The 20,643-nt window shown below is 66.7% G+C and carries 16 protein-coding genes, 1 pseudogene and 1 CRISPR repeat array; of the genes and pseudogenes, 10 read left to right on the top strand and 7 right to left on the bottom strand.

All coding sequences use genetic code 11. From position 1 onward, the window contains the following. Positions 1-315 precede the first annotated feature (315 nt). The 5 genes from ACFYW7_RS37160 to ACFYW7_RS37140 all read left to right on the top strand — a co-directional run bounded on the left by ACFYW7_RS37160 (position 316) and on the right by ACFYW7_RS37140 (position 10,256). A complete protein-coding gene (locus ACFYW7_RS37160) occupies positions 316-552 on the top strand; it encodes a hypothetical protein (RefSeq protein WP_389510782.1) in 237 nt (78 codons plus the stop codon). Positions 553-1,328: 776 nt separating this feature from the next. After that, positions 1,329-1,751 (top strand): trypco2 family protein, encoded by a 423-nt coding sequence (locus ACFYW7_RS37155; protein WP_389510804.1) that lies wholly within the window; start codon positions 1,329-1,331, stop codon positions 1,749-1,751. Positions 1,752-1,776: 25 nt separating this feature from the next. Further along, positions 1,777-6,471: a tetratricopeptide repeat protein gene (locus ACFYW7_RS37150; protein ID WP_389510779.1), complete on the top strand. Its 4,695-nt coding sequence runs from the start codon at positions 1,777-1,779 to the stop codon at positions 6,469-6,471. 922 nt (positions 6,472-7,393) lie between these two features. Beyond that, positions 7,394-8,275, top strand: a complete 882-nt coding sequence (locus tag ACFYW7_RS37145; protein ID WP_389510776.1) for a hypothetical protein — start codon at positions 7,394-7,396, stop codon at positions 8,273-8,275. Positions 8,276-9,320: 1,045 nt separating this feature from the next. Continuing rightward, positions 9,321-10,256, top strand: a complete 936-nt coding sequence (locus tag ACFYW7_RS37140; protein ID WP_389510774.1) for a replication-relaxation family protein — start codon at positions 9,321-9,323, stop codon at positions 10,254-10,256. A 308-nt stretch (positions 10,257-10,564) separates the two neighbouring features. Here ACFYW7_RS37140 and ACFYW7_RS37135 read toward each other — a convergent pair whose 3' ends face one another. Continuing rightward, a complete protein-coding gene (locus tag ACFYW7_RS37135; protein WP_389510772.1) occupies positions 10,565-10,723 on the bottom strand; it encodes a hypothetical protein in 159 nt (52 codons plus the stop codon). A 21-nt stretch (positions 10,724-10,744) separates the two neighbouring features. Then, the gene (locus ACFYW7_RS37130) at positions 10,745-11,188 is read right to left on the bottom strand and encodes an NUDIX domain-containing protein (RefSeq protein WP_389510770.1); all 444 of its coding nucleotides are present in this window, start codon (positions 11,186-11,188) and stop codon (positions 10,745-10,747) included. Positions 11,189-11,308: 120 nt separating this feature from the next. Here ACFYW7_RS37130 and ACFYW7_RS37125 point away from each other — a divergent pair, with 120 nt between their 5' ends. After that, positions 11,309-11,437, top strand: coding sequence for a hypothetical protein (locus ACFYW7_RS37125; protein WP_389510768.1), 129 nt, complete (start codon positions 11,309-11,311; stop codon positions 11,435-11,437). Positions 11,438-11,642: 205 nt separating this feature from the next. On the opposite strand, the gene ACFYW7_RS37120 is transcribed toward ACFYW7_RS37125, so the two are convergent. The 4 genes from ACFYW7_RS37120 to ACFYW7_RS37105 are packed head-to-tail and all read right to left on the bottom strand — an operon-like array spanning position 11,643 to position 13,602. After that, positions 11,643-11,822, bottom strand: a complete 180-nt coding sequence (locus ACFYW7_RS37120) for a DUF397 domain-containing protein (RefSeq protein WP_389510766.1) — start codon at positions 11,820-11,822, stop codon at positions 11,643-11,645. Between the two features lie 14 nt (positions 11,823-11,836). Continuing rightward, complete coding sequence (locus ACFYW7_RS37115) at positions 11,837-12,691, bottom strand: helix-turn-helix domain-containing protein (protein ID WP_389510764.1); 855 nt, start codon at positions 12,689-12,691, stop codon at positions 11,837-11,839. Between the two features lie 7 nt (positions 12,692-12,698). Beyond that, complete coding sequence (locus tag ACFYW7_RS37110) at positions 12,699-13,223, bottom strand: DUF6879 family protein (protein WP_389510762.1); 525 nt, start codon at positions 13,221-13,223, stop codon at positions 12,699-12,701. Continuing rightward, positions 13,201-13,602 carry a hypothetical protein gene (locus ACFYW7_RS37105; protein WP_389510760.1) on the bottom strand — a complete coding sequence of 134 codons (402 nt, stop codon included), beginning with the start codon at positions 13,600-13,602 and terminating at the stop codon, positions 13,201-13,203. Before ACFYW7_RS37105 ends, ACFYW7_RS37110 begins: the two co-directional genes overlap by 23 nt. 653 nt (positions 13,603-14,255) lie before the next feature. Here ACFYW7_RS37105 and ACFYW7_RS37100 point away from each other — a divergent pair. The 4 genes and pseudogenes from ACFYW7_RS37100 (at position 14,256) to ACFYW7_RS37085 (ending at position 17,566) form a co-directional block, all read left to right on the top strand. Next, positions 14,256-14,675 carry an ATP-binding protein gene (locus ACFYW7_RS37100; RefSeq protein WP_389510758.1) on the top strand — a complete coding sequence of 140 codons (420 nt, stop codon included), beginning with the start codon at positions 14,256-14,258 and terminating at the stop codon, positions 14,673-14,675. Between the two features lie 275 nt (positions 14,676-14,950). Further along, complete coding sequence (locus ACFYW7_RS37095) at positions 14,951-15,619, top strand: hypothetical protein (protein WP_389510756.1); 669 nt, start codon at positions 14,951-14,953, stop codon at positions 15,617-15,619. Positions 15,620-15,973: 354 nt separating this feature from the next. After that, a pseudogene (locus ACFYW7_RS37090) lies at positions 15,974-16,729 on the top strand (transposase family protein). A gap of 138 nt (positions 16,730-16,867) precedes the next feature. Next, positions 16,868-17,566 (top strand): hypothetical protein, encoded by a 699-nt coding sequence (locus ACFYW7_RS37085; protein ID WP_389510754.1) that lies wholly within the window; start codon positions 16,868-16,870, stop codon positions 17,564-17,566. An 890-nt stretch (positions 17,567-18,456) separates the two neighbouring features. On the opposite strand, the gene ACFYW7_RS37080 is transcribed toward ACFYW7_RS37085, so the two are convergent. Then, positions 18,457-18,891: an NUDIX domain-containing protein gene (locus ACFYW7_RS37080; protein WP_389510752.1), complete on the bottom strand. Its 435-nt coding sequence runs from the start codon at positions 18,889-18,891 to the stop codon at positions 18,457-18,459. 67 nt (positions 18,892-18,958) lie between these two features. Then, positions 18,959-19,459: direct repeats of the CRISPR family, unit length 30 nt; unit sequence GGGACCATCCCCGCGCGTGCGGGGAGCAGA. Between the last annotated feature and the right edge of the window lie 1,184 nt (positions 19,460-20,643).

The raw sequence follows: 20,643 nt of genomic DNA, 5'->3' as shown, positions 1-20,643 counted from the left end.
TCGCCCAGGCCCGCATGCGCCGTCGCCTTCCCTATAGACCACGCCGGCCCCAGGGGGTCAGGCCGGAAGATTGGGGAGTAGATCGTCTCGCCTATGCCCGTTCCCAGATTGCCCCGGGCTAGGCGGGGCTGCGTATGTGGGGCTTCGTCCTCAGACATAACTGCCCTTCTGCGCCGTGCGGATGAGTAAACGGTAGCTCCCGAACGAGGTCGAACGAGACGGAACACCGAGGTCATGACGCTCTTATGTCCTGCCGTTCACCGATCCTGTTTCATTTGCCCGAGCCGGTGCCTTGCCTTGGCCAGCATGGTGCGTATGGCGAAGAAGAAACTGACGCCGCATCAGGCGTCCACCGCTCCGGTCCCGGAGCCGTTCCTGTCCCTGCACACCACCGTCGTGCTGCTGGCTGCCTTGGTCCTGGGTGCCATCGTGGGAGCCCTGTCCGCGATGACCGGGGCAGTCCCGGCTGCCGATACCCTCGCCGGTCTTGGCGCCGCCGGGGTGTGTGTGCCTGTGCTCAACACTCTGATCGGCAAAGGCAAGGGACATTGAGCCTCACAGGGGCCGGCGAGCACCGGCTGGCCCCACATGTGCGCCTCTCGCCTGGTGGGAGGCGGGGCCACGCGAGACCGATACAGGCTCTGTCCGATTTGGGTACGGCTCGATTGGAGGGAGCACGCTCCGTGGCCGCGGAAGGACCGCCTGACCTGTGCGAAACGAGCGCCCGAGGTCGTCGCTGACCTGTCGCTCGCCGCTCATACGGGTCGCGCTGGCGAGGAAGCCGAGGTCCTCGCGAGAGGCTCGGATCTTCGTCCCTTCAAAGGAGCCATACCCCTCTCATTTTCGTGTCCCCGGGTGATCCCGCGGTGGCCACCGTGGCGCGCATCATGGAGCCCGGCGGAGCCATGCGACCGAAATCACGCGTCGGCGAACCGTCCGTGGAGCGCGAGGAGTTCGACCAGGACTTCGACTTCGGCGACGACCACGCCCGACTGCCGGAACTGCCGCAGGGCTCCCCGCACACAGGCCATCCGGCGCCCACGCCCCGCCTTCGACGCGACACCACAATGTCAGCGGGAGACAACATCACCGTTCAGCGCCAGACGACACACCCAACCCATCCCCGCCCCACCAGCCAAAACAACCGAACACCCACAGGCGAGCTCGTGACGCCTGGCGCATGGTTTTTGATACCAGACAGGCGCGGGTGATCGGGCGGGTTCGACTGTTCGCGGCGTGGAGGAGGGGTTGGCGGGGCAGAATCCGGCCCGAGTGTGGCCGATCACCCAGGCGGATCGGCCCGACGGGGGCAGGAGCGTGCCGTGGAGATGGACATCAGCGAGGCGCTGGAGGACTTGCGGCAACAGCTTTACCGCGCCCAGGACATGGGCCGGAATCAGCAGTTCCGGTTCAAGGTCGAAAAGGCCGAACTGCATCTTGAGGTCCAGATCCGCCAGAACGGCTCGGGCAGGGCGAAAGTGTCGATCGGCCCGGCTGGCGCCGAGGCCGGTGGAGAGGTGGGGCGGGCCCGCACCCACCGGCTCGTCCTCACGCTGAACGTACTCGACCAGGCAACCGGGGACCAGGCCCAGATCAACGACGAGGAGCCTGGGACCGCAGGTGGTCAGGAGCCTGAGGGACAGCAGAACGGCTCTGGGCAGTCCCACTCGCAGGAGCACGCAGACGGGGACGAGGCCGCCTCGCTGGGACCACAGGCCGATGTCCGTCCGACGTTTCCGTGGGACGCGTGACATGCAGCCGACAAGCTTGAAGGAGATGGATCTGGTCCGGCTGGCGCTGGTGCGGGCCGGAGACCGGAAAGGCACCCGATCCCGCGGCTCGGGCTGGCTGCTCGGGCCGCGACTGGTGCTCACCGCCCGGCACGTCGTCACCACTCAGGAGCGCCGACCGCTGGAGCCGATCGAGGTGCGCCTGGGCCACCCCCGGTACGGAGCGACGGTCACCCGGGGCGCCCAAATGTGCTGGCCGAACCCCTACGATGGGATCCCGCCCGCAGACGCCCCGGACGTGGCGCTGCTGTGGCTGGACGCGCCCGTCGAGGTGGGCCCCAGCCCACCCGTGCGCTGGGGCCGCCTGGCCGGCGTACCCCCCGTGCCCTACGAAGGACTGGGCTTCCCCCGGTTTGCCCAATCCGACCCCAACGCACCCCGCTCATGGAAGGAGAGGCCGGGTGAGGCAGGAGAGGCCGTCGAATACCTCCGAGGCTTGGTGCCACCAAGCTCCACCGACGGCGACCGCTCATGGGTCCTGGACACCAGCACCTGGCCCGCCTCCCTGCAAGACCCTCTCCGCCCGTGGTCGGGAGCCTCCGGCACCGCCATCTTCTGCCACGGCCACTTGGTCGGCGTGGTCACCCGCGACAAAAAGGCCACCGAATGGCGCCGCCTGTACAGCCACCCCGCCCATCATCTCTTGGACGACCCGGCTTTCGCCAAACTCGCTACCCGCCATGGTGGCGGCCCGCCTACCGTCAGACCGGTCTACGCGTACGACAGCCGCACCTCATCCGGCCGCCAGGCACCGGACCAGGACGTGGCCTGGCCCGTGGAGATCGGCCGGGTCCCCGCCCTCGCGTCCGCTTTCCAGCCCCGCTCCGCGGCACGGGAGCAGATCGATGCAGCCCGCACGCGGGGAAAGACAGTGGTACTCACCCAGGGAGGCGGTGGGGTCGGCAAGAGCCAGCTCGCCGCTGCCTACGCCTCCGAAGCCCTCCGCCAGGGCACCGATCTGGTGATGTGGGCCCCGGCCAGTGAGGTGCAGCAGGTCATCACCCAGTACGCGCAGGCCGCCATCGACATCCACGCACCCGGCGCAGACGGCGAAGACCCCGAAACGGACGCCCGGGCCTTCCTGAAATGGCTCGCCACCACCTCGCGGCGATGGCTCGTGGTCCTGGACGACATCACCGACCCCACCGCGCTCGACGCCTGGTGGCCGACCAGCCACACCGGCACTGGCTGGGTGCTTGCCACCACCCGGCTCAACGATGCGCGGCTGACCGGCAGCGGTCGCGCTCACGTTCCTGTCGACGTTTACACCCCGGGCGAGGCTCGCGCCTACCTGCGCACCCGGCTGATCGACCACGGGGTGGGGCACCTCCTCGACGACAGCATCGACGCCTTGGCCGAGGCCCTGGGCCGGCTCCCCCTGGCTCTCGGGCACGCCGCCGCTTACATGATCACCAAGGGGCTGGCCTGCACTGCCTACCTCGAACTCTTCACCAAACGCGAAACCCTCCTTGAGCAGGCGCTACCCACATGGGCGGACAGCGAACGCTACGGACGCCCGGTCACCGTCACACTGCTCCTGTCCCTCGAAGCCGCCCACAACGACAACCCCCTGACCACCCCCGTCCTGCACCTGACCGCACTCCTCGACCCTGCCGGCCACCCTCAGGCGGTATGGACAACCCCGCCCGTCCTCGACCACCTCATCACCCTCTCCGGTGCCGAGCCGGGCGCGGAGCCCTCGGCGCTCATCGCCGGCCAGACCCACGACGCCCTACGCGTCCTGCACCGCTACGCCCTGATCACCCACGACACTGACCCCCGTGCCGAGGCCAGAGCCGTGCGCATCCACGGTCTCACCGCCCGCGCCGTCCGCGAAACCACCCCCGCCACCGATCTGCCCCAGCTGACCACCAGCGCCGCTGACGCCCTCAGTGAGATCTGGCCCGAGGTCGACACGCCCCACCCCGACCTTGCCGCCGCTCTCCGCACCAACACCGGCACCCTCGCACACCACGCCCACGACCACCTCTGGCGCCCAAAGGGACACTCCGTCCTGTTCCGCGCGGGCACCAGCCTCCTCGACGCCGGCCTCTCCGCTTCCGCCACCAGCTACTGGGAGTCCATGAGGGCCGACAGCGACCGTCTCCTTGGCCGCGACCACCCCGACACCCTCCGCGCCCGTAGCCATCTCGTCGTCGCCTACCGGCAGGCGGGCGATGCCAGAAAGTCGATCGCCGTCGGCAAGGAGGTCCTCGCCGACCTCGAGAGGATCGAGGGTCCCGAGCACCCTCACACGCTGGCCACTCTCGGCAATCTCTCACTCGCCTATGAGCAGGCCGGACGCACCGCCGACGCCATCTCTCTCGGCGAGCGAGTCCTCACGCACAACGAACGGATCAGGGGCACCCTGCACCCCGACACCCTCACAGCCCGTGCAGCCCTCTCGCTGTTCTACCAGCGGGCCGGCCGCCTCCCCGACGCCGTCCCCCTCGGAGAGCAGGCCCTCGCTGACTATGAGCGTCTTCTGGGCTCCGAACACCCCGAGACCCTCAAGGCTCGAGGCAACCTCGCACTCTGCTACCGACAAGCCGGCCGCGCCGACGACGCCGTCCTCCTGCTCGAACAGCTGGTGACCGACTGCCAACGAGTCCTGGGGGCTCATCACCCTGACGCCCTCGCTGCCCTCGGCAACCTCGCCGACGCCTACCAGGAGACCGGGCGTACCGATCAGGCCATGTCCATCAGGGAGCAAGTCCTCAGCGACCGCTTGGAGGTACTCGGCCCCGACCACCCCCACACACACATTGCCCGCTCCCACCTCGCCAACTCCTACCTTGACGCCGGACGTGCCGAGGAGGCCGTCCACCTCAAGGAGCAGGTGGTGGCCGACTCCAAGCACGTCTTGGGGCCGGACCACCCTCAGACCCTGGCGGCCTGTGGCAGCCTCGCCTCGGCCTACCACCAGGTCGGACGAATCGACGACGCGATCGACCTACAAACGCGGGTGGTTGCTGACCACGTTCGCGTTCTGGGCCCCACTCACCGCGACACCCTTACCACTCGCCACAACCTCGCCTCCTTCTACGTGCGAGCGGGGCGCACCGGCGAGGCCGTCACCCTGCTGGAACAGGCGCTCGTCGACGCTCCCGACTCGCTTGTTGCACGCAGTGGCCTCGCGTCCTGCTACCGGCGAGCCGGACGCAACGGTGAGGCTGTCGTGTTGCTCAAGCAAGTGGTCACTGACAGCGTCCAGCTTCTGGGAACCGACCATCCCGACACCTTGAGCGCCTACGGCGAGCTCGCCGTCTGCTACCTACAGGCCGGGGACACCAGCGACGCCATCGCCATACTGGAACAGGTGGTGGCTGACTCCACCCGGGTCCTAGGGCCCGACCACGTCGGCACCCTCACGACTCGCGGGAACCTCGCCACCTCCTACCAAGAAGCCGGGTACACCGGTGACGCCATCAGGATGCTGGAACAGGTGGTGGCTGACTCCACCCGGGTCCTAGGGCCCGACCACCCCGAAACCCTCACCATCCGCCAGAACCTCGCGACGTCCTATCAAGAAGCCGGGCGCACCACCGACGCCATCAGGATGCTGGAACACGTACTGATAGTCAGCACGCAGACCCTGGGCACCGGCCATCCGGAGACCCTCACCGTCCGCGGGAACCTCGCCACGTCCTACCAAAAAGCCGGGCGCACCACCGACGCCATCACCGTGTTGGAAGACGTGGCTGTCGGCAGGATGCGCATTCTCGGTGCCGATCACCCTGCCACCCTTTCCACCCGCGGCAACCTCGCCACGGCCTACCTGCAGGCCGGCCGCACCACCGACGCCATCACCCTCCTGGAACAGGTCCTCGCCAGCAAAGTACGGACCCTCGGCCCCAGACACCCGGACACCCTTTCCACCCGCCACAACCTCGCCACGGCCTACCAAGGGGCCGGCCGCACCACCGACGCCATCACCCTCCTGGAACACGTGCTGGCAGCCGACACGCAATCCCTGGGCTCCGAACATCCCGACACTTTGACCGTTCGAACCAATCTCGCCAACTCCTACTGGCACGCCGGGCGCATCGATGAAGCCATCGGGATCGAGGAGGAAGTCCTCGCCCACAAGGTGAGAATCTTGGGGCCCGACCACCCAGAGACGCTCACCACACGCAACAACCTCTCCCTCTCCTACCATCACGCCGGGCGCATCGATGAAGCCATCACCCTCGGAGAACAACTCCTAGCTGACCGGATACGGATCCAAGGGCCGGACCACCCAGACACGCTGACCGCCCACGCCAATCTCGGCCCCATGTATCGGAAGGCCGGGCACATTGACAAGGCCATCGCCGTCGGAGAGCAGGCCCTGGCCGACCGCGTGCGGGTGCTGGGTTTCAACCACCCAGCCACCCTCATGACCCGCGACAGTCTCAGTGTGTCCTACCGGCTCTCCGGACGCATTGACGAGGCCATCGCCGTCGGAGAGCAGGCCCTGGCCGACCGTGGGCGAGTGCTGGGACCCGACCACCCCGACACGCTCACCACTCGCGGGAACGTCGCAGCCTCCTACTACCAAGTCGGACGCACCCGGCAGGCTATTTCCTTGCTGGAACAGGTGACCACAGATCGTGAACGGCAACTGGGCCCCCATCACCCCGACACCATCGCTGCGAGGAAAGAGCTCGCCACATGGAAAAGGGAATCGGGGAGCACATGAACCTCGACTCACGAACGTAAGCGGCTGAGGGCGGAGGGCCGGCGCATTCGCCGGACGGCCGCTTCCTCGGCTGGTCCGCCACCTTCATGGGCGGCGAACTACCATCAGCAGAACCGCCCGCCAGACAGACACGCGGCCGACGCCAAGCAGTGAGCGGAGCTCGATGCTCCCGCGTATCTGGCGGCCGAGTCGGCGCGCCTGAGCATGCCGCGTGAACAACTGACAAGTGAAGCCGGGCAGTGGTGGCAGGCGCTGCTCGCCAACGACGAAGACACTGTTTGTGAAGCGGTGAATGCCGCGTTCTCGGACAACCCTGTGCGGCCGGTTGTGCGCTCGGAGTGGACGGTTCGGTCCTGCCCGTTCTGATGCGTCATCAGGACTTGGACTCGATGCCGACGCAGACACCCGTACTGACCTCGAGTGGTCGCCCGGCGCTGAAAAATTTGACGAAACGCGACCGGCTTTTGTGGTGGCTGACCGCAGGTGGGTGCTGGGACTGAGCAGGTCCCCCCACGAGCGGGAGGCAATCAGGCTCGGTCTGCCTGCCCGGCAGCCCTATCCCAAGTGCCCCGACCCCGAACCGGGGGTTGACGGTGCCCAGCGTGAAGGCCTTGTGCGGTGTCGAACTACCGTTGCCCGGTCGCTGTCACGTCGGCCTCGACAGAAGTCCTGCCGCCGGCAGCTTGCCAAACCAAGATCTTCTATCTAGTATCGAACTATCGCTTCCGGCGGCACCACAGCCTCCAGAAGCGACCAGTAGATCCCGCACCGAAAGGAGGCACTCATCATGCCAGCCGCCGGCCCCCTCGAGACGCACTCACCGGCAACGACGGCCGGCACCGATGAGCATGCGTCCCCCGCTTCCCGGAACCACAGCTCAGACACCCTGTCGACACGCACTACGCCTTCCAGGAGGAAGACGATGACCGGCACCGACGAGAACGAACTCCTGGATGCTCAGAAGATCCATGCCGAGTTCGCACTCAGCCCTTCGCGCCTGAGCGAGCTGTACCGGGACCGCGACACGACCGGCTTCCCCGAGCCAGACGACGTCCAGGGCCGGCGGCGGCTGTGGAAGCGGCGCACCATCGGCCCCTTCCTCGTGGACTACCGCCAGGCGAAGGCCGGCCAGTCCACCGTGCGCCACAGCCTCCTCGAGGGCCCCCGCAACGAGTTGCTGTCGACGTCCGACGTGGCCAAGGCCCTCGGTCACAAGAGGACCGTCACGGTGCTGGCCTGGCTGAGGGACAAGCCCGGATACTTCCCCGAGCCCGACGTCACGGAGACGACCGAAGGCGGCCGGCTGCGCCGTCAGTGGTACCGGGGAACGATCCTCGACTGGGTCGGTCAGCGGCCGGGGCCGGGCAACACCCAGAACAAGGGCCGCTCCCCGGCGGCCGCGCCGGTGGAGGAAGGGAATCCCGAGGAGTTGCTGGACACCAAGCAGGCTGCGCCGATGCTCGGCTACAGCAGTCACCTGGAACTCAACCGTGCGATCGTCCGCGGCATGCTGCCGGAGCTCGCCGAGCCCGACGAGGTGGTGCGCAACGAGCGGGGACTCACCAGCAACCGCTATGCCCGTCGGCGTGTGGCCGCCCTGGCGCGAGCCCGCCGTGAGGCGCCGTCCAGCCCCCAGCTGACGGAGCAGCGGCTGACCGCTGCGCGTGCGGCGTTCAGTGAGGCCAACGACCCGGACCGGGTCACCGTCGAGGCGCTGGCTCAGGCTCACCCCGGTCACGGCAGCGCCACCACGTGGCAGAAGACGATCGACGAGGTCCGCCGCGAGCTCGGCCTGGCGGACTGAGGAAGGAAGCCGCGGGAAGCCTCTCCGAGGAGGCTATTCTGGCGGTGTACGGCACCTGGCTGTGGGCTCTCTTCGTGTAGCCCCGGCGGGCCGGGTGTGTCGGCCGATGGCCGGAGGGGGCTGTCAACCTCCTACCGGGACCTCCGGGCCCCGGGCCGGCCATCGCTCCTTTTGCCCTCGGTCCGTACTCGGCCCGAGGGACCTCCCTTTTTTGCACCCCACAGCAGCGGTTGACGTCCTCGGTCGAGGCGGTCGTGGATCTGGACGCCGTCGAGCTGACACTCCGCTGGGTGCAGCAAGAATGCCGCAACAACGACGGAAGCATTGATCTCTTGGCCTGGGCCGGGCAGACAGACGTCGTTGCGGGGACGGCGCGCAGAAGACGTACGGGCCATCGGATTCAGTCCATGCCAGGGGAAATCCGTTCGGTCTGTGTCGCAGTCGCCGCCACGTAGTGCCGAGCCGGGCGAGTACGGACCCGGCTTCCGGACGCTTCCCTCTGCGCACCCACCGCTCGCCGAGGTGTCGCTGCGCAGGACCTGCCAACACGGTTGCGCACGCCTGCCCTCGGAACGCGTGCCTGGAGTGCGCGTTGGGCATCGGTCGCTGGGCCCGGACTTATCAGGTTTCGCAGGGCGGTGGGGTTGTGGTGGGGGCCACCAGAGGCCCCCACCATGGCTTGTGCCCTGTTCGTGATCGTGGTCGGGGTCGGGTGGTCGACGGACCGGTGAGGGTGCGCTGATTACCTGAGGTTAGAAGCGAGTCCGCATCTGACCTGGGAATTTGGAAATGTCCCGTACCAGCAGATCATCCGGCGCCCAGTCGCCGATCTCAGCCGGTGTGGTGGACGGCCAGCGCGTGGGACCGCTCCTCATCCACGGTCCTCACTTGAACAACGGCTTCGCCCGCTGGGCTCGTCCTCAGAGCGTGCGTGACCTCGAAGGCGTCGCAGACAGAGCAGCAGCCGTGGTGCGCTCGCCGAACTCACCCGCCGAACAAAATGGCCAGCTGGGCTGGTCGATCTCACTGTACTGAGGAGCTGCCAATGACCCAGAGTCCGCGATGCGTTGCCGGTCCCGGCCGGAGCGAAGCCTCCTTCGTGCCCAGCCCGGCTGAGCCTCTCCCTCAGCAATTGCTCGCCGCAATCACCCAGCACCGGATGGCGACCACTCAGCAGCTGCACATGCTGGTGCGGCCAGGCGTCGGACGGCGGGCGATCTCCGCCCCGCTCAACCGGCTGCGGCGCGAGGAATACGTCGATTTCACCATCCTGCCCAATTCATACCGAACCCGCGCCTGGTACCTGACGCCGTCCGGTGTCCAGATCACCCGCGACTGGCCCATGATGCGAGGGCGCCCCCGATATCCGATCACCTCCGCATCCGCCGCGTCGATGAGGACCCCGCACACACTGACTGTGCTGCGCGCACACCTCGCGTTTGTCAACGACGCCCGCCGCCGCGGTGACGATCACGGACCGCTGGACTGGACGCCCGAGGTCGCCCACTCCCTTGGCGACGGCGGACGCATCATCGCCGACGCCCTCCTGTACTACGTGCTGCACAACGAGGACGGCAGGCGCGTCAAACTCCGCGCCCTGGTAGAGGTCGACCGGGCGACGACCAGCAGTGAACGCCTGGCGACAAAGCTGATCGAATACGCGCGGTTCCACACCTACACGCCGACTCCTCCAAGCCGCCGGACGAGTCATCCTGTCGAGGCGGAACCTGCCTGGCAGCGCTGGTATCCGGTATTCCCTCGCGTCCTGTTCGTCCTCACCGGGGCAGGAGCGCTCACCCTCGCCCACCGCATCGAGGACCTGCAGGCGATGACCGCCGAACATCCCGCCGTCCACACGCTCGCGCGGACCGTGCCGATGGGCGCCGCCACGCTGGAAGACCTGGAATTGCACGGCCCGACAGGGCCCGTATGGGCTCCGCTGTCCGGCAAGGGCAAACCCCGCTCGTGGACCGAACTCTGACCCACGGCACACTTCAGCCGCATCACCGAGCTGCTTGGCTACTGAAGCCGTCCATGGAGCACCGCCATCCGCCGCTATTGCCCCTCCAGCTCCCGACGTTCGAACTCGGCAACCAGACGCTGCTGCTGCAAGGCTGATACCGGAGGCGGCCGGCCAGCCCGGTTTGTAACCAGCAGGCGGCTCTCAGCAGCTCGATAATCGGCGAGTCAGAATGCAGCAGGACCTGTTGAAGTAGCCACGCGAGGTGCCCGTCCCGCCGCTCTCCGAGCGGTAGGCGGTGCTGAGCTGCTCAGGAATGCCCCCGAGACTCACGGATCGCCGCTGCCTTCGTCGGCACCGTTGGCGTTGTAGACGTGGATGCTTACAGCGCCGTCGGGCTGCCGTACGCGCGGGTGAAGGCGGGAGGCTGCGGCCACCAGCGAGGTGTTGATCTCGTGGGCAGTGATCTTTCTTGCGCAACTATGCAAGAACGATCTTGGTGGTGGAGCCTACTTCCAGTTGTGCTCCACCAGTGGTCCCGCATCGTCGAGGTAGCCACGCAGTCCGGCTTCGGGGTACTCGATGATGTCGTCAGGCAGCTCGTGGACGGTGAACCATTCGAGGGCCATGCACTTCGCTGGCTCGCGGTTGACGGGCGTGCCGGTCCACTCGGTGGCCTCGAAGAAGAAGCCGATACGGCTGATCTCGGGGCTCTGCCGGTGGTGCACAACCTGTACGAGCCGCAGGTGTGCAGGGTCGACGTCGAGGCCGGTCTCCTCGCACAGCTCTCGCGCCGCACCGTGGCTGAGTTCCTCGCCCTCGTCGAGCTTCCCGGACGGCATGTGCCATCGCCCGTGTCCGTACGGGCCGCCGCGTTGAGAGAAAAGGATCTTGTCGCCGTCGCGAACGATCACGTGGGTGTCGATGACGGGCTGTGCCGGTGCGCTACTCATGATTCCCGGGGGGGTAGGGAGGGTTGGTGTGACCACCGACGGTAGCCGCCGGTTCGTGATCGCATCAGCGATACGGCCAGCAACCTCCGAAGGGGTGGCGGTCGTCAGTCGAATCTCCTGATGCGCCCCGCCTTCGACCGGCTGCCAGGAGTCGAGGTGCCCACCACCGACGAGACGATCGAGATGTTCGCCCAGACTTTCCTGCGAGCCGGGGGTCTGCGGGAGTCGTCCCAGACGCAGGACGAATGACAGCCGGGTCGAGGCCCCCCACCATGGCCCGGGCGGACGCTCTCGCCGCCACCAGTACCTCGCACCAGGTCACAGGTCGCCTCTGCGACGGCAGTCACGTCACCCTCGCCCGCGCGGAACCACGCAGTCTCCTTCGGGGAACAGCGCCCGGGTTCGTTCCCGTTCTGCAACCGGTGTCAGGGGCTCGCCGTAAAGCAAGTTGGCCCTATTGGCGCTTGATGTCCTGCACGAAGGCCGTCCAGGCTGTGGATGCAACCAGTAGGACCCCGCGGGCACGGCTCTTGGTGTCACGCACCCTGACGGTGTGAGGATCGTTGTCGGCGACCTCCACGCAGGAGTCCTGCGAAGTGTAGGTGCTGGTGCGCCAGTTCGGCTTTTCGGGCATGGGCAGGCGGCTTCCTAGTCGGTGGGCATCCGGTCATAGTGCTGGATCGCTGTGAGGATCAGGTCCCGGACTGCTTGGCCGTAGACCGCCGACTGCTGCAGGAGCGCGAACGCCTTGGCATACAGCTCGATCTCCCGGGGCTGGGAGACGGACAGCTCGGCGGAGTAGGTCTCCACGAGGACGAGTTTGTCGTCGAACATCGAAAACGAGTTGCCGGGCCAGATTGCGGCCGGTGCGGAGCGGGGCACGATGCCGAGACTGAGTCGGGGTAGCCGCATCACCGCCAGGAGTCGGTCGAGCTGTCCCTTCATCGTGTCGGGGCCACCGAAGTTGGTGTAGAGAGCCTGTTCTCCGAGTAGTACGTTGAAGATCCGCTCGCCCTGGTAGAGGTATTGCTGGCGTTGAAGGCGTTTGGCGACGGCGACCTCGGAGTCGTCGGGGATTTCGTAGTAGTTGACGACCTGTTCGAAGACATGGGCGGCGTAGTCGGTGGTCTGCAGGGTCCCCCAGACGACGGTGGGGTGCCAGATGCGGAACACTTTGGTCCTGGCATACACGGGGATGGCTTTGTGCTGCCGGCGTTCCGCTCCGGTCTGCAGCTGGCGGCGCCATTCGAGCCAGAGTTCATCGACGTGGCGGACGATCGCGATCAGGTCGCCCAGTTGGTCGGTTTGGCCGGTGATCTCGCACCAGGTGCGGATGTCGTCTTCGCTCGGGCGTTGTTTGCCGTGTTCGATGCGGGAGATCTTCGATTCGTGCCATGCAGTGGCATGCGCGAAGGCCCGGCCGCTGGTGAATCCGGCGTCCTTACGGAAGCCGCGCAGCCGGGCACCGAGCGCTTGCAGTGCCTCATCTACCTGTGTCGTCACGGATGGTTCAGGGTTTGTAGTTGATGTGAGGGATGGCGGCGGTCCAGAGCTGGTCCCGGAGGGCTGCGCACGCCATGGCTGTGTCCGGGTCCCCGATGAGCTGCGATCCGAGGACTCGGCCGTCCTCGTCGAAGTGGCCCACTGCGAGAAGTCGGTCGTCGAACAGCCACCAGTCCCTCCCGTCAAAAGGGAAGGCGACGGTCCGGGGCAGGAGGTGACGGGGAAGCCAGCGGATATCTTCGCCGGCCTCCTCGTTCAGCGGCGTGAGTGCATGCTCCCACTGGACATAGGAAGTCACCGGCTCGGTGACGACGCGGACCCGGCGGACCGTCATGCCCCGCCCGGTGCAGTGGCCCACGAGCTGCGTCCAGGAAGCGAGGTGGGAGTGGTCGATGTCGCGGCTGCTGAGCCAGTTGCGGAACGGCGCGTCTTCGCCGGGAACCGAATAGTCGTCCCGCAGCTCGAGGTGGAAGGCGTCGCGCTTGAAGCGCTCGAAGAGCAGATTGCGCTCAGCGCTGGAAATCAGTTGCACTCGGTTCCTCCGCCAGGGCGGCGATCTCCGCCTTTGTGACCTCGACACAGGTCTCGTAGTGCGGGATCGACATCTGCGACAGGGCTTCTGCGTCGGTCACCACTTTGCCCTGGACAACGCACGTGCCCTGCGGGGTGAGGATCATGACCGGGGCCTGGGGACACGTAATCGGGCTGGCCGGCAGTCCGTCCTCCTTCAGATGCTCGAACAGTTCGGTGGGCACCTCAACCGCGCTCTCGCCATCAAGGATGTCGAGCTGCATCAGCAGGTCGTTCGCGAACAGTTGCCAGCCCTGGACGATGTAGCTGTCCCGGTCGGTCGCATACAGCGTCGGGCAGTCTCCTCCTGTGGAGTTGCTGCCAAGGAAGCGTAGCTTCACGGTCTGTCTCCTGTCTTCATTCTTGCTCAGATTTGCTGGATACATCGATGGTCAGTGAGCCATACATACTCGTCAATCGGCATGCTGCAAACTCCTGCAAGTTCCTTGGGAGTTGAGCCACGGCAGTCCTACTGTCGTCCTCAGTCGCCATAGGCCCCCGGGCATCTGCACCGGAATCCAGGCCTGCCATCCGGCGACTTGGAGAGCCCCGGCCCTGTCTCCCCCTGGCAGGGCCGGGCGGCCCACGCCAAAGGGACGACCAACCATGACCGATCCACCCACGAACACTGCCGGCGCTGCTGCCCGTCTCCACGTCGGCGTTCCGGTCTCGCGCTACCGCTGCCGGCCCAAGCGCAGTCTCAGCCGCACCGCCTGCGTCGCGGTGCCCGCGCATCCGGGGCAAGACCGCCCTGGGCCGGCCGACACTCCGAGCGGTGCCACTCGTGTCAGTCAGCAGTCTGAAGAGTCAAGGCTGAACCCGGGGATCCATGCGAGCGCATATGCGCGCTGTCCCAGTGGAGTTGCCGATGCCCAGCTCTGACTCGCACGGACTGCGATACGCACCATGCCCGGAACCTTCTCGGGATCTCGTTTCAGGGTGCGGTTCTGCCGCAGGGTCCGTACCCAGTCGCCCGTCCCACGTCCAAGATCTAATGAGCGTGACGTTCAAGATCTCGTCCGGTGGCGCCGGCCGCGCTGTCTGCGACCGCGATGCCCAACGAGTGCAGGTGGCTCGCCGCCTGACGGCCGCCCGTCTGCAGTACTGCGCATTGGACGAACTGGTCGATGACGCAAGTCTCGTCGTCTCGGAACTGGTGACGAATGCCATCAAGCACAGCGGCGGAACCGAGATCACTTTCACGATGATCGTCGGGGACCGGCAGTTGCAACTTTTCGTCCACGACGAGATGCAGGGCTGCCCTCACCTGTGTACGAGCGGTGATGACGCCGAAAGCGGCCGTGGCCTCTTCCTGGTCGACTGCATCGCCCACGCCCGCGGCGGCCGGTGGGGGATCAGCGATGCGGGCGCAACGACATGGTGCTGGTTCTCGCTCACCAGGGCGCAGCCGTGACTGCGCTCGCCGCAGTTTCGTACAGGGTCAAACCCATCGCCGCGTGGGCTCCTTTGTTGGATCAGGCCACGTTGAAGCCGGTCCTGACCGAGGTTCGAGGGCGGGAGCCGTTCGATGGCGAGGCCCTGCTCGATGCTGTCGGCGCGGTGCTCAGCGACCGGACGGGCTGGATCGTCAATGAATTCTTCGAGCGCCCTGGGCTGTCTGAGGGAGGCTGCATGACCCGCTCATGCCTCGCCACGACCATCATCGCAAGCACGGAAGAAGGCAGCCGCGTGAGCACGCAGACCGGAGGGGACCTGATCCCCTTCATCATCCAGCGCCGCGGTGAGGAGGCCGCGCCGGCCGACTTCGTCTTCACGCGCTTCGGACCTGGTCGGTACCGGTTGCGCTACCTCGACGAGGACCCCCGCGACCGCGACCTGCACGGCGTGCTGTGGGGCCGCTGCTCCTTCAATCCTGTCGACGACGACGGCTGCCCTACGGGTAGACCCGAGTGGAAGATGATGCATCCCTTCCGCCAGCGCATCACCATGCAGTCCCTGCGCTGCCAGGTCTGCACCCGACCGGCCCGCACCCGTCTCGGCACCGTGTTCCTCGCCGGGATGCACGACCTCGACCCCGAGGCCGACACGGTGCTGACCAACCAGCCGCCCGTGTGCGCCCGCCACGTCCAAGCCTCCGCCCACCTCTGCCCTCACCTCGCAGACCAGCCACGGGTCTTCCTTGCCCGCAGTGCACCGCTGTACGGGGTCATCGGCGTCCTCTACGGCTACAGCCCCGAACACGGCGTCCACGTCGTCGCCCAGCCCGACATGCCCCTGCCCTACGGGCACCCCAACCTGACCACCTGCCTGGCCTCCCAACTCGTGCGCCGCCTGTCCTCGTTCACCGTCCTCACCGTGAACGAACTCATGGACGAACTCGACACGGCCGCCGCATAGAGACCCGCCTGGTGGCCCGGATGCTCCCCTCGGGCCCGCGGCCACCAGGCGGCACCAGCCCCCGGCGCGGGGAGACGTACCCGCCACTCCCCTGGGCGGCGTACACACCCCCGCTCCCCGCGCCGGGCTCCCGCCTACTTCTGGAGGCACCGTGCACACACTGATTGCCAGTCCGTTCCTGGGGCAGTACCTCGTCCTTCGGCCCGGTCACGCCCAAAGGGTGGGCATACCCGAGACACGGAGCCCTTTCCAACCTGATGGCGACATCGTTGAGTTGGACTGCTGTACGACGAGGTGAAGCTCCTGGTAGACGGGTTCTCGACCAAGATCACCCGTGTCTGTCAGGAGCTTCGCATGCTTGTCTATCCGTCGTCGATCGATCTGTCCAGCCACACCCTGCGGTACTTGACCGGGCAACTCCGCGCCCGGCAGCGTGAGATCGGGACGCGGTGGCGGCGGCTGCCCGTCGGCCGTCAGGCCCTACTCGCCCTGGCCCACCTGAGATGCGGCGACACCTATGCCCGGCTCGCGGCCGGGTTCCGCATCGGAGTCGCGACGGTCTACCGCTACATACGCGAGGCCATCGATGTCCTGGCTGTCCTGGCCCCGACCCTGGCCGAGGCGATGAAGACCATGCGGACGAAGGCGTACGTGGTCCTGGACGGCACCTTGCTGCCGATCGACCGGATCGCCGCCGACACTCCGTACTATTCCGGGAAGCACAAGCGCCACGGCATGAACGTCCAAGTCCTCACCGACCCGTTCGGACGTCTGCTGTGGGTCTCGCCCGCACTACCCGGCTCGACACACGACCTGACTGCCGCACGGACTCACGGCATCATCGATGCGCTCGCCGACGCGGACGTGAAGTGCTGGGCGGACAAGGCGTACCAGGGCGCCGGCCGACCGGTCCGGGTGCCCTTCCGTGGCCGTCGGCTCAAGCGATGGAAGCGACGGCACAACAGCACCCACGCCAAGATCCGCTGCCCCGGCGAGCGGGCTATGGCCACCCTGAAGGGCTGACGCCTCCTGCGGAAACTCCGCTGCAGCACCAACCGGATCACCGACATCGTGAAGGCCATCGTCGTCCTTCACCATGCCTCAACCTGAGGTTGGAAAAGGCTCAGTGGTACCGGAACTCCAACCTCAGCATTCGCTCAATTTTGCACACAGCATACTCGTTGATCCATAAGCTCATGATCGACGGTCTGACCAGCCGCTTTCATGTGTGGAAAACAAGGGGAGCAAGTGCGCCTACTCGCAGGCTCGATAATTTTCGCAAGTGCCATGGCCTTGGGGGCGTCGACCCCGGCGCTGGCTGCTGACCCAGCCGCCCCTCCCGCGACGGCCACAGCGGCACCTCAAGACGGCAATGACGACAGTGACGGCCTGCTCAACTCTGCGCCACCGGCCACTCCGACAGAGTCCCTGAGTGACGCCCCGACCGATCCCGCCCTTGATGATGATCCTGATATCCCCGGCGGCGCGTGTGAACCCGGGCACAAATGCCCCGCCGCTGGCGACTGCGACGAGAGACGGTGGTTCAAGCCCGCTTCTCTCAACGGCAAGTACCACAAAGGCGTAGGTCCAAGTCAGGCAAACTACAACGGCAGCCACGAAAAAGAAGACATGGTCTTCACCTCCGAGGTGTCTGGGACCGTCGGCGCTAGCTTCACAGGCCAGATCACGACGAAGGTCAGCAGTGTACTGGCCGAAGTCAGTACCCAATACAGCGTCACATTGCAGGCTTCGATGACCGCCAAACTCGGCAATGTTGTTCACGTCAAGGCCGTTCCTCCGCACAAGACTGTCTATGCTCAATACGGCGTGTGGCGCCGCAAGTTCACCGGAACTGCTTATTACCAGCATCACACTTGCTACCTGACGAAAACCCACGTGACGGGCTATGGACCCATGCATGTCGGGTGGTACACATGGGACGAATAGGGATAGTAATTCTGGCGGCCCTGCTCACGTTGACCGGGTGCACCAGTGCGGCGTCAACCGGGGGCCGATCCTCCGCGAGTGGGAAACCGGTTGACGCCGCGTCGTCCGAAGTCCCTTCCGTCACTCCTTCAGTCACCGCAGGCTCCCTCACTGCTCCTCGCCTTCCAGACGCACAGAAAACATTCATCGAAAGTGGTGGAAAGTCCGGGCCTCACTCGTTTCCTGAGATCCCTAAAGTTGGGCAGGGCACCCTGGAAGTCGCAGTAATCTGTTCGGGCTCCGGGGAGATCGACGTCAATGTTGGCTCTCTCGTGAGCTATACCGTCGTCTGCGCAAACGGTGACCCTGGACAATACAACGAAGTAGGCCTCAGCCGCAGCCACAAAAACATCGCCGTGTCGGTTACCAGCAGGACAAGCGGATCCTGGGGTCTATCGGTGGGATGGACCAAAACCATCGATTCTCCGAGATAGCTTCGGTCATTCGTGATGGCCCGTCGGATTTTCCGGCGGGCCGTTTCGGCTTGTTGGGCCGGTAGTGGGCAGAACGAGGGTCCACCTGGTGCGTCACGTTGATACCAGCCTTCCCGGCTCCAGTCAGAACGGGAGCTCGCCCGGCAACACCGCGTTCGATGGGCATGACCTGTTCGTGGAAGTCCCTTGTCAAGCAGGGCCTCGGCAAAGTGCGCGCCTGGGGCTGTAGGTGACGATGTGTCAGGTTGATGGATGTGGGTAGCGTACACGGAGAACGGTTCGCCCTTGAGATCAGGCTCCTGGACAACTCCAGCATCGGCACGCCCGGTAGTTGGATGTACCGAACTCACCCTGGCTACCGCGGGCCTTTCTGCCTGCCGCCGCGCCAATCTGCCCAGCAATCGCGAGAGCGGGTTGTCAGCCGTTCGAGGGGCGGTGATCTGCGAGGAGCAGTGCCAGCGGTCCGGCGGGGAGGAGGAACCGCCCGTCGTGCACGGCCTGAAGCGCATCAGCCATCGACCACCAGATCAGTTTGAAGTCCTTCCCTGTCTCGGTGAGTTCCTGGGCGCCAAGACTCAGATCGCGGGCCTCGTAGATGTGAACACACGCCGGGGAGCTCAGCGTGATGGCGTGTGAGCCCAGCTGCCGCCACCGCCCGGCGCTCACTCCGGCTTCCTCGCGCAGCTCGCGGCGGGCGCAGTCCAGCGCGGACTCCCCGTCTTCGCGGCGTCCGCCGGGCAAGAACAGGTACTCGCCTCCGTGGGCGGGAAAGTCGGCGCTCAGCAGTGCAACAAGGCCGTCTGCGTCGCGCGCCACGACCACGGAGGCGTCACGCATTGCTCCATCGCTCATACGGATCGAGCGTAGCGGTCAGTTATGCACCCATACGGCGAAAGGCACATTCCACACGGCATGGTGGGACCATCCCTACGCGTGCGGGGAGCAGGCTGGCCCGGTTGTGACGCCGGGGGCCATCCCCGCACGTGCAGGGAGCAGACGGCCAGTTCGCGGGCGTTGTGCGGGTCCTTGAGACCATCCCCGCGCGTGCGGGGAGCAGCCACCCTCGTCGTATCCGTCCACGGGAGGGTTGGGACCATCCCCGCGCGTGCGGGGAGCAGATCTTGCCCTCGCCTGCGGCCGTCTTGAGGCCGGGACCATCCCCGCGCGTGCGGGGAGCAGATCAGACCCGAACAGTCCCACGACGGGTTCCCGGGACCATCCCCGCGCGTGCGGGGAGCAGAGCGGGTTCGCCGTGGCGACGAACAGCGAGTGAGGACCATCCCACGTGCGGGGAGCAGTTGGCGTCGGTGACCGAGACGCGTTGGACCCCGGGACCATCCCCGCACATGCGGGGAGCAGAGCTGGGTGGGCCGCAGCAGGTCGAGCCGGTCGGGACCATCCCCGCACATGCGAGGTCGGCTGCATCGTGCGGGGCATCAGCATGGGACCATTCCTGCGCGTGCGGGAAGCGGTCCGCAGCCGTCGTCTCCCCCACCGACCGCGGGGACAGGGAGCCGGTACTGCGTGGCAGCCTCGAAGACGGGACCATCCCCCGCGCGGTCGGGGAGCAGAGCGTCAGCGCGTTCATCCCGATCGCCGGACTGGGGCCATCCCCTGGCATGCAGGGAGCAGACCAGGTAGCGCAACCACCAGCTGTAGCGCTCGGGACCACCCCTGCGGGTGCGGGGAGCAGCGCAGCAGGCTGGCCGGCATCGCGTTGCCCGTGGGACTGTCCCCGCGCGTGCGGGTAGCAGAGCTCGACGTCCCCGGTGACCGGGTCCTCGAAGGGACCATCCCCGAGGAGCAGAAGACCTGCGTCGTCTCGATCAATACCACGTCGGGACCATCCCCGCGCGTACGGGGAGCAGGTCGTCTCACCGTACAGCAGGATCGCGTCGTCGGGAGCATCCGCGCGTACAGGGAGCAGTTGTACGCGTTCACCGCGGCGGGCCCAGCGTGGGGGCCAACCTCGCGCCTGCGAGGAGCGGTGCGTGTGTCCTTGCCCGCCAGTCCGAACCGGTACAAGTTCCTGGGACAGCCCCCGCGAATGCAGGGAGCAGCCATCATGGCACGTGAGTGGCGGGAGTTGAACGGGACACTCCCCGCGCGCGGGGAGCAGCTTGGGCCGATGACCGGCTGGGAATTCGCCATGGGAGCATCCCCTCGTGTGCGGGGAGCAGTCCTGCGTCGCTCGGAGCGCGGTCATCATCCCCGGAGTGTGGGGAGCAGTGGAGGCTGTAGCCGTCCGGTCAGGTCGGCCCTGGACCATCCCCGTGTGCGTGGGGAGCAGCGCATCGGTCTCCTCCCCCGCGCGTGCGCGGAGCAGTCGCTGGCGTTCTACGCCCACTGGAGCTGGAAGGGATCATCCCTGCGCGTGCAGGGAGCAGGCGGAGACGTGCAGTACGCCACAGGACTGCCGGACCACGTTGCAGCGCCACGTCTCGGGACTATCCCCGCGCATGCGGGAAGCAGAACGGCCGTGACTATGGGACCTCACGTTCCCGGGACCATCCCCCGCGCGTGCGGGGAACAGAAGGTCTGCGGGTTCAAGCGGGGCTGCCCCACGGGACCATCCCCGCGTGTGCGGGGAGCGTGTCGGGAGCA

Origin of the sequence: Streptomyces sp. NPDC002580 (genome assembly GCF_042889485.1) — a bacterium.
In the GTDB taxonomy this organism is placed as follows: Bacteria; Actinomycetota; Actinomycetes; order Streptomycetales; family Streptomycetaceae; genus Streptomyces.
The sequence above is the reverse complement of the archived record's forward strand: the minus strand, read 5'-3'. Positions and strand labels throughout refer to the sequence as shown.

Coding starts and splice junctions, on each gene's coding strand:
- ACFYW7_RS37160 (WP_389510782.1), top strand. CDS start 316: ATGGCGAAGAAGAAACTGACGCCGCATCAGGCGTCCACCGCTCCGGTC.
- ACFYW7_RS37155 (WP_389510804.1), top strand. CDS start 1,329: ATGGACATCAGCGAGGCGCTGGAGGACTTGCGGCAACAGCTTTACCGC.
- ACFYW7_RS37150 (WP_389510779.1), top strand. CDS start 1,777: ATGGATCTGGTCCGGCTGGCGCTGGTGCGGGCCGGAGACCGGAAAGGC.
- ACFYW7_RS37145 (WP_389510776.1), top strand. CDS start 7,394: ATGACCGGCACCGACGAGAACGAACTCCTGGATGCTCAGAAGATCCAT.
- ACFYW7_RS37140 (WP_389510774.1), top strand. CDS start 9,321: ATGACCCAGAGTCCGCGATGCGTTGCCGGTCCCGGCCGGAGCGAAGCC.
- ACFYW7_RS37130 (WP_389510770.1), bottom strand. CDS start 11,188: ATGAGTAGCGCACCGGCACAGCCCGTCATCGACACCCACGTGATCGTT.
- ACFYW7_RS37125 (WP_389510768.1), top strand. CDS start 11,309: ATGCGCCCCGCCTTCGACCGGCTGCCAGGAGTCGAGGTGCCCACCACC.
- ACFYW7_RS37120 (WP_389510766.1), bottom strand. CDS start 11,822: ATGCCCGAAAAGCCGAACTGGCGCACCAGCACCTACACTTCGCAGGAC.
- ACFYW7_RS37100 (WP_389510758.1), top strand. CDS start 14,256: ATGAGCGTGACGTTCAAGATCTCGTCCGGTGGCGCCGGCCGCGCTGTC.
- ACFYW7_RS37080 (WP_389510752.1), bottom strand. CDS start 18,891: ATGAGCGATGGAGCAATGCGTGACGCCTCCGTGGTCGTGGCGCGCGAC.